We start from the raw sequence: 13,659 nt of genomic DNA, 5'->3' as shown, positions 1-13,659 counted from the left end.
CGCTTTCCTGTTCTCTTTGACCATCGAGCGTGATGACCATGCAGCATCCAGCGCGTATTGAACTCTGGGCCATCCTGCGGCTGGCGGGGCCGTTGATTGCCTCGCAGTTGGCGCACATGCTGATGGTTCTCACCGACACCTTGATGATGGCGCGCCTGAGTCCCGAAGCATTGGCTGGCGGCGGTCTCGGCGCGGCGACCTATTCATTCGTGTCGATCTTTTGCATCGGCGTCATCGCGGCGGTCGGCACACTGGTGGCGATCCGTCAGGGCGCGGGCGATATCGTCGGCGCGGCGCGGCTGACCCAGGCCGGATTGTGGCTGGCGTGGCTGATGGCGCTGGTCGCCGGTTTGCTGCTGTGGAACCTCAAACCGGTATTGTTGCTGTTCGGCCAGACCGAAACCAACGTCCAGGCGGCCGGTCAGTTCCTGTTGATCCTGCCGTTCGCCCTGCCCGGCTACCTGAGCTTCATGGCCCTGCGCGGTTTCACCAGCGCCATCGGCCGTGCGACGCCGGTGATGGTCATCAGTCTCGGCGGTACGGTGGCCAACTTCGTACTCAACTATGCGTTGATTACCGGAATGTTCGGCCTGCCGAAAATGGGCCTGGTGGGCATCGGTCTGGTCACGGCGATTGTCGCTAATCTCATGGCTCTGGCGTTGGCGCTGCACATTCGGCGGCATCCGGCGTACGACGCGTATCCGCTGCGCCAGGGCCTGTCGCGGCCTAACCGGCAGTATCTGAAAGAGTTGTGGCGCCTGGGCCTGCCAATTGGCGGCACCTATGCCGTGGAAGTCGGACTGTTTGCCTTCGCCGCGTTGTGCATGGGCACCATGGGCAGTACGCAACTGGGCGCGCACCAGATTGCGCTGCAGATCGTCTCGGTGGCGTTCATGATTCCGGCGGGGCTTTCCTACGCGATCACCATGCGCATCGGCCAGCATTACGGCGCCGGGCAGCTGTTGGATGCACGACTGGCCGGACGGGTCGGGATCGCGTTCGGCGCGGCGGCGATGCTCGGGTTCGCGATGGTCTTCTGGCTGCTACCCAATCAGTTGATCGGCCTGTTCCTGGACCACAACGACCCGGCCTTCCGGCCCGTCATCGAACTGGCTGTGAGCCTGCTGGCGGTGGCGGCGTGGTTCGAACTGTTCGACGGTACACAAACCATCGCCATGGGCTGCATTCGCGGACTCAAGGACGCCAAGACCACGTTTCTGGTCGGTCTGGGCTGCTACTGGCTGATTGGCGCGCCTGCCGCATGGTGGATGGCCTTCCATTTGAACTGGGGGCCGACGGGCGTCTGGTGGGGGTTGGCGCTGGGACTGGCATGCGCGGCGGTAAGCCTGACACTGGCGTTTGAGTGGAAGATGAAGCGGATGATTCGGCGGGAGCCATCTTCACAGCGTTTCGAGGTCGCCCAGCCAGACTGAAGATCCCTGTAGGAGCGGGCTTGCTCGTGAAGGGGCCGCGTCAGTTGATATCAACGTTGACTGACACACCGTCTTCGCGAGCAAGCCCGCTCCCACATTTGTGCGGGGTCAGCTCACGATTTCCATCATCGGCTGCTGGCTGCTGCCAAACGTCAGATAATCCACCAGTTCCACCAACGGCAACGGCTTGCTGATCAGATACCCTTGCACCTGATCACATCCAAACCCGCGCAACAGATCCAGCTGCTCGGGCGTTTCCACGCCCTCGGCGACCACTTCAAGGTTGAGGTTGTGCGCCAGGTTGATCATGGCGTGGACCAGCTTGCGGTTCTCTTCGCGCCCTTCCATCCCGCCGACGAAGCTCTTGTCGACCTTCAGCAAGGCAATCGGCAGGCTGTTGAGGTGCACGAACGAAGAAAAACCGGTGCCAAAGTCGTCGAGGGAGAAGCGCACGCCCAGACGCCCGAGGGCATCCATGGTTTGCTTCACCAGATCGCTGCGACGCATGACGGCGGTTTCGGTCAGTTCGAATTCCAGCCATTGCGCCTCGACGCCCCGTTCGGCAATCAGCCGGCTCAGGGTCGAGAGCAACTGGCTGTCCTGAAACTGCCGGAATGACAGGTTGATCGCCATGTGCAACGCCGGCAAACCGCGCTCACGCAGCGCCTGCATGTCGCGCAACGCGCGGGAAATAACCCAGTAACCGAGCGGTACGATCAAACCGCTTTGCTCGGCCAGTGGCACAAACTCGCTCGGCGGCAGCAAGCCACGCTCGGCATGACGCCAGCGCACCAGGGCTTCGAGGCCGACAATCTGGCCGTCTTCGAGATTCAGGCGTGGCTGGTAATGCAGCTCCAGCTCATCGCGACGCAACGCCCGGCGCAGCTCGCTTTCGAGATCGGCCATGCTGCGGGCATTACGGTTGATGCGTTCGTTGAAGATGTGAAAGGTGCAGCCTTGAGTGCTCTTGGCCTGCTGCATGGCGATGTGCGCATGCCACATCAACGGATCGGCGCCGGCCTGGGCGCGGGCGTGGGCGATGCCCAGACTGGAACCGATCAACAGGCTTTCGCCGTCGACCCAATAGGGTTCGGCCAGCGCCTCGGTGATTCTTTCGGCCATCCACTCGGCGCGTTGTGGCGCACGGCGGGTGTCGATCAGCAGGGCGAACTCATCGCTGCCCAGCCGCGCCAATTGATCGCCAGCCTCGAGCTGGCTTTTCAGCCGCGCAACCACTTGCAGTATCAACCGGTCGCCAGCCTGATGGCCGAGGGCGTCGTTGGCGTGGCGGAAGTTGTCGAGGTCAAGGTGACCGAGGGCCAGGCCGCGCCCTTCGTTTTCTGCCAGTCGCGCAGCCAGCAGGGTCTGGAAACCCTGGCGGTTGGCGATGCCGGTCAGCGGGTCTTGCTCGGCCAGGCGCTGCAGAGTGTTCTCCAGCACGCCGCGCTCACGCACATGCCGCAGGCAACGGCGCAGCATGCCCGGGTCGAGATGCTCGCGCACCAACCAGTCGCTCACGCCATCGGGCGGCAACAGCGGCTCGTGTTCGAGCAGCAACACTGTCGGCAAATTGCAACGGCCCGGCGCCGGCTGAAGGGCCGGGATCGTCAACAACACCGCGCTGCGGTTGTCATCGAACAGAGTGCTGACCGATTCCCAGCTCGGAGCGCTGATGAGCACGGCCGAGCTCCCCATCGGAGCCAGACACTCGCGCAACAACGCTGCCCAATCTGGCTCATTGGCCAATAGCAGCAAACGCAAGGGTTCGACAGGCGTAGACAAGCTAGCTCCCTAGACTCTGCAATGATGTAGGCGGCGGGCATTATGCCGTGCCGATAACCAATGACCAAATGACATCAGTTATCAAACGAGGTCTTTGTATCCGGAATTACGAACATTAGACGCAAATTCATCGCGCATCCTGCGTGAAAGTAACAAAACCGGCAAATATAGATAGCGTGTTGCGTCACAAGTCGGAGAGAGCAGCACAATTCGCTGAGCCTGTTAAAATGCCGGCCCATTTCGTGACTGACTCCTGAATTTACGTATGTCCCGACTCAATCCCCGGCAGCAAGAAGCCGTGAGCTACGTCGGCGGCCCTCTTTTGGTGCTCGCCGGCGCAGGCTCCGGCAAGACCAGCGTGATCACGCGCAAGATCGCGCACTTGATCCAGAACTGCGGCATCCGCGCCCAGTACATCGTCGCCATGACCTTTACCAACAAGGCCGCGCGCGAGATGAAGGAACGCGTCGGCACCCTGCTCAAGGGCGGCGAAGGCCGTGGCCTGACAGTGTGCACCTTCCACAACCTGGGCCTGAACATCATCCGCAAGGAACACGTGCGGCTGGGCTACAAACCGGGCTTCTCGATCTTCGACGAGACCGACGTCAAAGCCCTGATGACCGACATCATGCAGAAGGAATACGCCGGCGACGACGGCGTCGACGAGATCAAGAACATGATCGGCTCGTGGAAAAACGACCTGATCCTGCCGGCCGAAGCCCTGGAAAACGCGCGCAACCCCAAGGAGCAGACCGCCGCCATCGTCTACACCCACTATCAGCGCACGCTCAAGGCGTTCAACGCGGTGGACTTCGACGACCTGATCCTGCTGCCGGTGAAGCTGTTCCAGGAACACGCCGACATTCTTGAAAAGTGGCAGAACAAAGTCCGCTACCTGCTGGTGGACGAATACCAGGACACCAACGCCAGCCAGTATTTGCTGGTGAAGTTGCTGATCGGCACGCGCAACCAGTTCACCGTGGTGGGCGACGATGACCAGTCGATCTACGCCTGGCGCGGCGCCCGTCCGGAAAACCTGATGCTGCTCAAGGACGATTACCCGTCCCTGAAAGTCGTCATGCTGGAGCAGAACTACCGCTCCACCAGCCGCATCCTGCGTTGCGCCAACGTGCTGATCTCGAACAACCCGCACGAATTCGAAAAGCAGCTGTGGAGCGAGATGGGCCATGGCGACGAGATCCGCGTCATCCGTTGCCGCAACGAAGACGCCGAAGCCGAGCGCGTGGCCGTGGAACTGCTGACCCTGCACTTGCGCACCGACCGGCCATACAGCGATTTCGCGATCCTGTATCGCGGTAACTACCAGGCCAAGCTGATCGAGCTGAAGCTGCAGCACCACCAGATTCCGTATCGCCTGTCCGGCGGCAACAGCTTTTTCGGACGTCAGGAAGTGAAAGACCTGATGGCCTACTTCCGCCTGATCGTTAACCCGGATGACGACAACGCCTTCCTGCGAGTGATCAACGTCCCACGCCGGGAGATCGGTTCGACCACCCTGGAAAAGCTCGGCAACTACGCCACCGAACGCAAAATCTCGATGTACGCCGCCACCGACGAGATCGGCCTGGGCGAGCATCTGGACACGCGCTTCACCGATCGCCTGTCGCGCTTCAAGCGTTTCATGGACAAGGTCCGCGAGCAGTGTGCCGGTGAAGATCCGATCTCGGCGCTGCGCAGCATGGTCATGGACATCGACTACGAGAACTGGCTGCGCACCAACAGCTCCAGCGACAAGGCCGCCGACTACCGCATGGGTAACGTCTGGTTCCTGATCGAGGCGTTGAAAAACACCCTGGAGAAAGACGAAGAAGGCGAGATGACCGTCGAGGACGCCATCGGCAAACTCGTCCTGCGCGACATGCTGGAACGTCAGCAGGAAGAGGAAGACGGTGCCGAAGGCGTGCAGATGATGACCTTGCACGCCTCCAAGGGACTGGAATTTCCTTACGTGTTCATCATGGGCATGGAAGAGGAAATCCTCCCGCACCGCTCCAGCATCGAAGCCGACACCATCGAAGAAGAACGCCGTCTGGCCTACGTCGGAATTACCCGCGCACGTCAGACGCTGGCCTTCACCTTCGCGGCCAAGCGCAAGCAATACGGTGAGATCATCGATTGCGCGCCGAGCCGCTTCCTCGATGAATTGCCGCCGGACGACCTGGCCTGGGAAGGCACCGACGACACACCCGTCGAAGTCAAAGCCGTTCGCGGCAATACCGCATTGGCTGATATACGGGCGATGTTAAAGCGCTAGAATTGAGCACTTTTTAACCGAATACTTTTTAATCAAGCATTTTTGACAAGCTAGGCGCACACGGCGCCAGTAGAGGAACGCTTCATGGAAGCACTGCACCAGAAAATTCGCGAACAAGGCATCGTGCTTTCCGATCAGGTCCTGAAGGTCGACGCCTTTTTGAACCACCAGATCGACCCGGCCCTGATGAAGCTGATCGGCGACGAGTTCGCTGCACTGTTCAAGGACTCGGGCATCACCAAGATCGTCACCATCGAAGCCTCGGGCATCGCCCCGGCGATCATGACGGGTCTGAATCTGGGCGTGCCGGTGATTTTCGCCCGCAAGCACCAGTCCCTGACCCTGACCGAAAACCTGCTGTCGGCGACCGTCTACTCGTTCACCAAACAGACCGAAAGCACCGTGGCGATCTCCCCGCGCCACCTGACCAGCAGCGACCGCGTGCTGATCATCGATGACTTTCTGGCCAACGGTAAGGCGTCGCAAGCGCTGATCTCGATCATCAAACAGGCCGGCGCGACCGTGGCCGGTTTGGGGATTGTGATCGAGAAGTCGTTCCAGGGCGGACGTGCGGAACTGGATGCGCAGGGTTATCGGGTTGAGTCGTTGGCTCGCGTCAAGTCGCTGGCCGATGGCGTTGTGACCTTTATCGAATAATTTGCTGACACAACTTCCTACTGCAGGAGCCGGCTTGCTGGCGATAGCGGTATCAGCCAACATCGATATTGACTGATCCCCCGCTATCGCCAGCAAGCCGACTCCTACAGTTGTTTTGGGCTGGCTGTTATTGCGCGGTGGCCTTGAGGCCGGTGAGCAGCAGTCGCTGAAACAGGTCCTCTTTCAACCCTTCCGGGTTGGTCAGCTGCATGCGCTCCAGATGCTCGGGAAACGCTGCCGGTTCCGGCGCATCCAGCGCCGCCTTGCCCAACTCCAGAATCTCCGTCAGCTTGAACTTGCTCTTCAGCCAGTTCAGCGCCCGCAACAAGTCCCGCTCTTGCGCCGTGAAATCACACCCCAGCGGATACTCCGGAAACAACTGCGGATGCCGCGCCTGAATCGCCTGCAATCGCTGCGGACTGTTGTCCGCAAAACGCGGATCGAGGCGGAAATTCTTCGGCAATTTGCCCACGCTCTGCGCTTGCTCGATCAACCCCGACTGGAACCGAGAGTCGCTGATGTTCAGCAACGCCTCGATCACTGCCGCATCGGTCTTGCCGCGCAAATCGGCGATGCCGTACTCAGTGACCACGATATCCCGCAGATGCCGCGGGATCGTGCAATGACCGTATTCCCAGACGATGTTGGAACTGACCTCCCCGCCCGCCTCGCGCCAGCTGCGCAGCAACAGAATCGAACGCGCGCCCTCCAGCGCATGGCCCTGTGCGACGAAGTTGTACTGCCCGCCAACCCCGCTGAGCACCCGCCCGTTTTCGAGCTGATCGGCCACGCCGGCACCGAGCAACGTCATGGTGAACACGGTGTTGATAAAGCGCGCATCCAGTCGTTGCAAGCGTTTGAGCTCTTCCTGACCGTAGAGCTCGTTGATGTAGCTGATACGGGTCATGTTGAATTCGAGCCGCTTGCTCTGGGGCAGCTCTCGAAGACGTTCGTAAAAGCTGCGTGGCCCGAGAAAAAATCCGCCATGCACTGAAATGCCGTCAGTCTGCGCGGCCTCATCCAGCATGCCAGCATTCGCCTGTTGCTGGGTTGGCACGTCCGGGTAGACCTTGCGCCGCACGATCCCGGCGTCGGCCAGCACCAACAAGCCGTTGACGAACATTTCGCTGCAACCGTAAAGGCCCTTGGCGAAGGGTTCGATTCCGCCTTCACGGTCGATCAACTGTGCCCACTGGCTGAGATTCACGTCCGCCAGCAGTGCTTTGTAACCCTCGTTGTCAGCCTGCCGCGCCAGCAACGCCGACGTCAGCGCGTCACCCATGGCACCGATGCCGATCTGCAACGTGCCGCCATCGCGCACCAGCGTGCTGGCGTGCAGGCCGATGAAGTGGTCCTGGAAACCCACGGGCATATTCGGGGTGGAGAACAATGTGGTGTTGTCTTTCTCGTCGATCAGCAGGTCGAAGGCGTCGATGCCGACTTCGGCGTCGCCGGGCATGTACGGCAAGTCGTTGTGCACCTGGCCCACGAGCAGGATCGTCTCCCCCGCTGCCCGGCGTTTCTCGATCATCGGGAACAGGTCGAGGGTGATGTCCGGGTTACAGCTCAGGCTTAGCCGATCGGGATGCTCGCTGTGGCTGGCCACCAGCTGCGCGACCAGGTTCAAACCGGCGGCATTGATGTCCCGCGCGGCGTGGCTGTAGTTGCTGCTGACGTAATCCTGCTGAGCGGATGCGCTATGCAGCAGGCTGCCTGGCTGCATGAAAAACTGATGAACGTGGATGTTGGGCGGCAGGTTGTCCTTGTGCAGGCCCGCGAGAAAATCCAGTTCCGGATAGTCGCCAAAAACCCGTTCGATGAAGGGTTCAAGGAAGCGCTTTTGCAAACCGTCACCCAGAGAAGGACGACCCAGGCACAGCGCTGTGTAGATCGTCAGCTGCCGCTCGGGCAGTTGCGCAACGCGTTGATACAGCGCGTTGACGAAGTGGTTGGGTTTGCCCAGGCCGAGGGGCAGGCCCATGTGGATGTGCGCCGGCAACCGCGCCAACACATCATCGACCGCCTGTTCGATAGAACACAGCTGCACCATCTGATCCTCCCTTACGTTCCGTGAATTGGGGTTGGACCGAGCTTGCCGGGTCTTTGCTGCAATGAACAGCCTCGGGCGGTGATTTGCCCAAAACCTGTAGGAGCCGGCTTGCTGGCGATCCAGGCGCCGCGGTTAACCAGCTAAACCGTGTGATCGTTCATCGCCAGCAAGCCGGCGCCGACAGGTCCGTGAACGACAGGCACAAAAAAGCCGCTCGAAAGCGGCTTTTCGCGAAAGATGCGGGCGTGTTACAGGCCGGACATCTCTTTGATCGCGCCTTTCAGCTCATCGTCGGAGCAGTCGGCGCAGGTACCTTTAGGCGGCATCGCATTGATACCGGTAATGGCCTTGGCCAGGATGCCGTCGAGGCCGCCCTGATGATCGGCGCGCTCTTTCCAGGCAGCCTTGTCGCCGATTTTCGGCGCGCCCAGCAAGCCAGTGCCGTGGCAAGCATTGCAATGTTTTGCAATCACATCTTTAGGTGCCTTGGCACCACCACCGCCAGTAGCGGCAGCGACTTCCATCCCCTTGCACTCTTGACCCGTCACACAGACTTGGCCAACTGGCTCAAGGCGTTTGGCAATATCGTCGTTAGTCGCAGCTTGAGCGCTGACAGCCCATAGGGCCAATACGGTTGCTGGTGCAGCCAGCATTTTCATAATTAGGTTCACGCGTTCACCCTCAATGGTGGCTAGTCACGCCTACGGCCACGGTTCGCAGGCGGGCGCAAGTATAGCGGTAAGCCCGCCGCACTGAAACAACCCCAAAGTCGAAGGGGTCTTGTTGCGCCGCGGAAAAACCCTTCGAGTGTCGCTGCCGTGCTGGCAGGACGCCTCGTCTCTTAGAAATTCGCTGGCGTGGCTGCGCTGATTAGTCGCGCCGGCGCATCGAACGGATTACGGAAACGGTGTGGCTTGGTACTTTCAAAGTAGTAGCTATCACCCGCTTCAAGCACAAAAGTTTCCAGCCCGACCACCAGCTCCAGCCGACCTTCCACCAGAATCCCGGTTTCCTCGCCCTCATGGGTGAGCATCTCGTCACCGGTGTCGGCGCCTGGCGGGTAGATTTCATTGAGGAAGGCAATGGCGCGGCTCGGGTGCGCCCGACCGACCAGTTTCATGGTCACTGCGCCATCGGAAATATCGATCAGCTCGTTAGCCTTGTAGACGATCTGAGTCGGTTTTTCCTGCAGGATCTCTTCGGAAAAGAACTCGACCATGGACATGGGAATCCCGCCCAGAACCTTGCGCAGCGAGCTGATCGAGGGACTGACGCTGTTCTTCTCGATCATCGAAATGGTGCTGTTGGTGACGCCCGCGCGTTTGGCGAGCTCACGCTGCGAAAGACCTTTGAGCTTACGGATGGATTGCAGTCGTTCACCGACGTCCAAGCTTGCGCCTCCAGGATTCAGGTTGTAGGAATATTGAGCGTTATCATGGCGACAGCGTTCAGTATTTACAACACTTTGGCCTGAATCCTGTTCGGCGAGCCGACTTCCGGTGCGCAGTGCCTGGGCCTAAGCCCCGGAATAGAGCAGCGGCACCCGGCGCAGGTTGCAGAAGATCTGGTAAGGAATAGTGTCAGCCGCTTCCGCAACCGTACTGGCGAGCACATTTTTGCCCCACAACTCGACGGTCGAGCCGAGGCCCGCTTGCGGCACATCGGTCAAATCAACACAAAGCATGTCCATCGACACCCGGCCAATCAATTGGCTGCGCTGCCCGGCAACCAGCACCGGCGTACCGGTCGGCGCGTGACGCGGATAGCCATCGGCATAACCCATCGCCACCACGCCAACGCGCATTGGCTTCTGGGTGATGAATTTCGCGCCGTAACCGATCGGCTCGCCAGCCGGCAGCTCACGCACGCAGATCACTTTCGATTCCAGGGTCATCACCGGTTGCAGGCGGGATGCTACGGCGTTGGCTTCTTCGAACGGCGTGGCACCGTAGAGCATGATGCCCGGGCGAACCCAGTCGCTTGGAATCTGCGGCCAACCGAGCACTGCCGGTGAGTTGCGCAGGCTGATCTCGGCGGACAGGCCCTGGCGTGCCGCTTCAAAAACCGCCACCTGCTCGGTGCTGGCCTGGCTGTGCAGCTCGTCGGCACGGGCGAAGTGGCTCATCAGCACGATCTTCGCCACCTTGCCGCTGGCCAGCAGCCGTTGATAGGCCGCTTGGTAATCCTTTGGATGCAGACCAACCCGGTGCATGCCTGAGTCAAGTTTGAGCCACACCGTGATCGGCTTGCTCAGCGCGGCTTTCTCGATGGCTTCAAGCTGCCACAGCGAATGCACCACGCACCAGAAGTCATGCTCGACGATCAGCGCCAACTCATCAGCTTCGAAAAAGCCTTCCAGCAACAACACCGGCGCACGAATGCCCGCAGCCCGAAGCTCCAGTGCTTCTTCAATGCACGCCACGGCGAAACCATCCGCCTGGGCTTCCAGCGCCTGGGCGCAACGCACCGCGCCGTGCCCGTAGGCATCGGCCTTGATCACCGCGAGGGCCTTGGCACCCGTGACTTCACGGGCGATTTGGTAGTTGTGGCGCAGGGCTTGAAGGTCGATCAGGGCACGGGCTGGACGCATGGCGGCAGGCTTCTAGACAGTCATGGGAATAAAAACCGGCGCTGGCTGACGGCGTTGACCGCCAACGGCACCGGGAGAGGGATCTTTCTGACAGGCTTATGGCAGAGCGGCTACAACTGACAGCTCCACCAGGATTTCCGGTTCACACAGCTTCGATTCAACCGTCGCACGGGCCGGGGCGACGCCTTTTGGCAGCCACTTGTCCCACACCGCGTTCATGCCTTCGAAGTGCGCATCAATGTCTTTCAGGTAAATTGTCACCGACAGCAAGTGATGCTTGTCGGTGCCCGCCAGATCCAGCAAACGCTCGATGTTGGCAAGGGTTTCACGGGTCTGCTGTTCAATCCCGGCACTCATGTCGTCGCCGACTTGCCCTGCCAGATAGACGGTGCCGCTGTGGGCAACGATCTGGCTCATGCGCTCATTGGTGAGCTGGCGCTGGATTGACATGTTTTGCGGACTCCTGGGTTTTACTTCCATAACGAGAGATATCGAGGCCTTCGGCGCTGATCTGCGGCGTTTTCTTCGCCATCAGGTCAGCCAGCAAGCGACCGGAACCGCATGCCATGGTCCAGCCGAGCGTGCCGTGACCGGTGTTCAGGAACAGATTCTTGAACGGGGTGGCACCCACGATTGGCGTGCCATCCGGGGTAGTCGGACGCAGACCGGTCCAGAAACTGGCCTGGGCCAGATCGCCGCCCTGAGGATAGAGGTCGTTGACGATCATCTCCAGGGTTTCGCGCCGACGCGGGTTCAGCGACAGGTCAAAACCGGCTATTTCCGCCATGCCGCCGACGCGGATGCGGTTGTCGAAACGGGTGATCGCGACCTTGTAGGTCTCGTCGAGAATGGTCGAGGTCGGAGCCATCGCCGGGTTTGTGATCGGCACAGTCAGGGAATAACCCTTGAGCGGATAAACCGGCGCCTTGATGCCCAGCGGCTTGAGCAGTTGCGGCGAGTAGCTACCGAGTGCCAGAACGTAGCGGTCTGCGGTTTCCAGCTTGCCGTCGATCCATACGCCGTTGATGCGGTCACCGGCGAAGTCGAGCTTCTGAATGTCTTGGCCAAAACGGAACTCCACGCCCAGCTTCACGGCCATTTCTGCAAGCTTGGTGGTGAACATCTGGCAGTCGCCCGTCTGGTCGTTCGGCAGACGCAAGGCACCGGCAAGGATGTCGGTGACGCTGGCCAGGGCCGGCTCAACGCGGGCAATGCCGGCGCGGTCGAGCAGTTCGAACGGCACGCCGGACTCTTTCAGCACGGCGATGTCTTTCGCGGCGCCATCCAGTTGAGCCTGGGTGCGGAACAATTGGGTCGTGCCGAGACTACGGCCTTCGTAGGCAATACCGGTTTCAGCGCGCAATTCGTCGAGGCAGTCACGGCTGTACTCGGACAGACGGACCATGCGCTCCTTGTTCACCGCATAACGGCTGGCGGTGCAGTTGCGCAGCATCTGCGCCATCCACAGGTATTGGTCGATGTCGGCGGTGGCCTTGATCGCCAGCGGTGCGTGGCGCTGCAGCAGCCACTTGATGGCCTTGAGCGGCACACCCGGCGCGGCCCACGGCGAGGCATAACCCGGCGATACCTGCCCGGCGTTGGCGAAACTGGTCTCCATGGCCGCAGCCGGCTGACGGTCCACCACCACCACTTCGAACCCGGCACGCGCCAGATAATAAGCACTGGTGGTACCGATGACGCCGCTACCCAAGACCATAACGCGCATTTTCATATCCCTCATCGCGGCGTGCCGCTGACGTTTGTAGTTCAGACCGTAGATGTGGGCAGTTTAAAAAAGATTAGCCAGTGCTTTTCACTATATAAGCACCTATATTTGGCGACAATTCTCGGCAAAAACGCTTTTCACGGAGGCGCATCCCCTATGCGTACCAACACTCAGACCAAACGTGAGCTGGACAAGATCGACCGCAACATCCTGCGGATCCTGCAAGCAGACGGGCGTATATCCTTCACCGAGCTTGGGGAAAAGGTCGGGCTCTCGACCACGCCCTGCACTGAGCGGGTTCGGCGCCTGGAGCGCGAAGGGATCATCATGGGCTACAACGCCCGACTGAATCCGCAGCACCTCAAGGGTAGTCTGCTGGTGTTCGTCGAGATCAGCCTCGACTACAAATCCGGCGATACTTTCGAAGAGTTCCGACGTGCGGTGCTGAAACTGCCCCATGTGCTGGAATGTCATTTGGTATCAGGGGATTTCGACTATCTGGTGAAGGCACGGATTTCCGAGATGGCCTCGTACCGCAAGTTGCTGGGCGACATCCTGCTCAAGCTGCCGCATGTGCGCGAATCCAAGAGCTATATCGTGATGGAAGAGGTGAAGGAGAGTTTGAGTTTGCCGATTCCGGATTGAAACAGTTGCCGTCTGTTCGTACGCCTTCGCGAGCAAGCCCGCTCCCACAGGTTGAAATGCTTTCCAATGTGGGAACGGGCTTGCTCGCGAATGAAAGCGACTCGGTCTCGACTTAGACGAGGACCTGCCGTGTAGAAGCCATGTACTCATGAATCTGCTTCTCCACCCGCGGATGAATCAGCTCCACCGGCCCCCGCCCATTCGGGCAAGGCAGCGTCTTGGTCGTGCCAAACAACCGGCAAATCAGCGGCCGCTCGTCATACACCGTGCAGCCGTTCGGCCCAAGGTGCACACAGTTGAGCTCATCCATCGCCGCATCCTGCTCGGCGCGGGTCTTGCGCGGCAGGCGGGACATTTCTTCGGGTGAGGTGGTCACCGGCCCACAGCAGTCGTGGCAGCCGGGCACGCACTCGAACGAGGGAATCTGCTGTCGCAGCGTGCGGATTTTCTGACTGTTGCAGCTCATCGAAACGGTGACCCAAAGCGGAATAAAGCGGGATT

Annotated in this window: 12 protein-coding genes; 4 read left to right on the top strand and 8 right to left on the bottom strand. The window is 60.3% G+C overall.

The window, feature by feature from the left end; all coding sequences use genetic code 11:
• Nucleotides 1-38: 38 nt before the first annotated feature.
• Nucleotides 39-1,433 (top strand): NorM family multidrug efflux MATE transporter, encoded by a 1,395-nt coding sequence (locus tag PMI01S_RS02085; protein ID WP_084317788.1) that lies wholly within the window; start codon nt 39-41, stop codon nt 1,431-1,433.
• Nucleotides 1,434-1,541: 108 nt separating this feature from the next.
• On the opposite strand, the gene PMI01S_RS02080 is transcribed toward PMI01S_RS02085, so the two are convergent.
• Nucleotides 1,542-3,215, bottom strand: a complete 1,674-nt coding sequence (locus PMI01S_RS02080) for a putative bifunctional diguanylate cyclase/phosphodiesterase (protein ID WP_084317787.1) — start codon at nt 3,213-3,215, stop codon at nt 1,542-1,544.
• Nucleotides 3,216-3,480: 265 nt separating this feature from the next.
• Between PMI01S_RS02080 and rep the strand changes: the two genes are divergently transcribed.
• Complete coding sequence (gene rep / locus PMI01S_RS02075; protein WP_017341457.1) at nt 3,481-5,490, top strand: DNA helicase Rep; 2,010 nt, start codon at nt 3,481-3,483, stop codon at nt 5,488-5,490.
• An 84-nt stretch (nt 5,491-5,574) separates the two neighbouring features.
• Nucleotides 5,575-6,147, top strand: coding sequence for a xanthine phosphoribosyltransferase (locus PMI01S_RS02070; protein WP_084317786.1), 573 nt, complete (start codon nt 5,575-5,577; stop codon nt 6,145-6,147).
• Between the two features lie 127 nt (nt 6,148-6,274).
• Here PMI01S_RS02070 and PMI01S_RS02065 read toward each other — a convergent pair whose 3' ends face one another.
• The 6 genes from PMI01S_RS02065 to dadA all read right to left on the bottom strand — a co-directional run bounded on the left by PMI01S_RS02065 (nt 6,275) and on the right by dadA (nt 12,513).
• Entirely contained in the window at nt 6,275-8,197 is a 1,923-nt protein-coding gene (locus tag PMI01S_RS02065) for an acetyl-CoA hydrolase/transferase C-terminal domain-containing protein (protein ID WP_084317785.1), read from the bottom strand.
• A gap of 248 nt (nt 8,198-8,445) precedes the next feature.
• Nucleotides 8,446-8,856 carry a c-type cytochrome gene (locus tag PMI01S_RS02060; RefSeq protein ID WP_084317784.1) on the bottom strand — a complete coding sequence of 137 codons (411 nt, stop codon included), beginning with the start codon at nt 8,854-8,856 and terminating at the stop codon, nt 8,446-8,448.
• Between the two features lie 182 nt (nt 8,857-9,038).
• Nucleotides 9,039-9,587 (bottom strand): cupin domain-containing protein, encoded by a 549-nt coding sequence (locus tag PMI01S_RS02055; protein WP_007947433.1) that lies wholly within the window; start codon nt 9,585-9,587, stop codon nt 9,039-9,041.
• Between the two features lie 126 nt (nt 9,588-9,713).
• Nucleotides 9,714-10,787, bottom strand: coding sequence for an alanine racemase (gene alr / locus PMI01S_RS02050; protein ID WP_084317783.1), 1,074 nt, complete (start codon nt 10,785-10,787; stop codon nt 9,714-9,716).
• 96 nt (nt 10,788-10,883) lie between these two features.
• Entirely contained in the window at nt 10,884-11,237 is a 354-nt protein-coding gene (locus tag PMI01S_RS02045; RefSeq protein WP_084317782.1) for a RidA family protein, read from the bottom strand.
• Nucleotides 11,209-12,513, bottom strand: a complete 1,305-nt coding sequence (dadA, locus tag PMI01S_RS02040) for a D-amino acid dehydrogenase (RefSeq protein WP_084317816.1) — start codon at nt 12,511-12,513, stop codon at nt 11,209-11,211. Before dadA ends, PMI01S_RS02045 begins: the two co-directional genes overlap by 29 nt.
• Nucleotides 12,514-12,669: 156 nt before the next feature.
• Here dadA and PMI01S_RS02035 point away from each other — a divergent pair, with 156 nt between their 5' ends.
• Entirely contained in the window at nt 12,670-13,158 is a 489-nt protein-coding gene (locus PMI01S_RS02035; RefSeq protein WP_003177284.1) for an Lrp/AsnC ligand binding domain-containing protein, read from the top strand.
• Nucleotides 13,159-13,270: 112 nt separating this feature from the next.
• Here the strand turns inward: PMI01S_RS02035 and PMI01S_RS02030 are convergent, their stop codons facing one another.
• Entirely contained in the window at nt 13,271-13,624 is a 354-nt protein-coding gene (locus PMI01S_RS02030) for a YkgJ family cysteine cluster protein (RefSeq protein ID WP_007947437.1), read from the bottom strand.
• Nucleotides 13,625-13,659 lie beyond the last annotated feature (35 nt).

The organism is Pseudomonas migulae NBRC 103157 (assembly GCF_002091715.1).
In the GTDB taxonomy this organism is placed as follows: Bacteria; Pseudomonadota; Gammaproteobacteria; order Pseudomonadales; family Pseudomonadaceae; genus Aquipseudomonas; species Aquipseudomonas migulae_A.
Note: the sequence above shows the minus strand (reverse complement) of the source record. Positions and strands in the feature narration are given on the sequence as shown.

Excerpts from the sequence above, each read along its gene's own strand:
- PMI01S_RS02085 (WP_084317788.1), top strand. The coding sequence starts at position 39 with ATGCAGCATCCAGCGCGTATTGAACTCTGGGCCATCCTGCGGCTGGCG.
- rep (WP_017341457.1), top strand. The coding sequence starts at position 3,481 with ATGTCCCGACTCAATCCCCGGCAGCAAGAAGCCGTGAGCTACGTCGGC.
- PMI01S_RS02070 (WP_084317786.1), top strand. The coding sequence starts at position 5,575 with ATGGAAGCACTGCACCAGAAAATTCGCGAACAAGGCATCGTGCTTTCC.
- PMI01S_RS02065 (WP_084317785.1), bottom strand. The coding sequence starts at position 8,197 with ATGGTGCAGCTGTGTTCTATCGAACAGGCGGTCGATGATGTGTTGGCG.
- PMI01S_RS02060 (WP_084317784.1), bottom strand. The coding sequence starts at position 8,856 with ATGAAAATGCTGGCTGCACCAGCAACCGTATTGGCCCTATGGGCTGTC.
- alr (WP_084317783.1), bottom strand. The coding sequence starts at position 10,787 with ATGCGTCCAGCCCGTGCCCTGATCGACCTTCAAGCCCTGCGCCACAAC.
- PMI01S_RS02045 (WP_084317782.1), bottom strand. The coding sequence starts at position 11,237 with ATGTCAATCCAGCGCCAGCTCACCAATGAGCGCATGAGCCAGATCGTT.
- dadA (WP_084317816.1), bottom strand. The coding sequence starts at position 12,513 with ATGCGCGTTATGGTCTTGGGTAGCGGCGTCATCGGTACCACCAGTGCT.
- PMI01S_RS02035 (WP_003177284.1), top strand. The coding sequence starts at position 12,670 with ATGCGTACCAACACTCAGACCAAACGTGAGCTGGACAAGATCGACCGC.
- PMI01S_RS02030 (WP_007947437.1), bottom strand. The coding sequence starts at position 13,624 with ATGAGCTGCAACAGTCAGAAAATCCGCACGCTGCGACAGCAGATTCCC.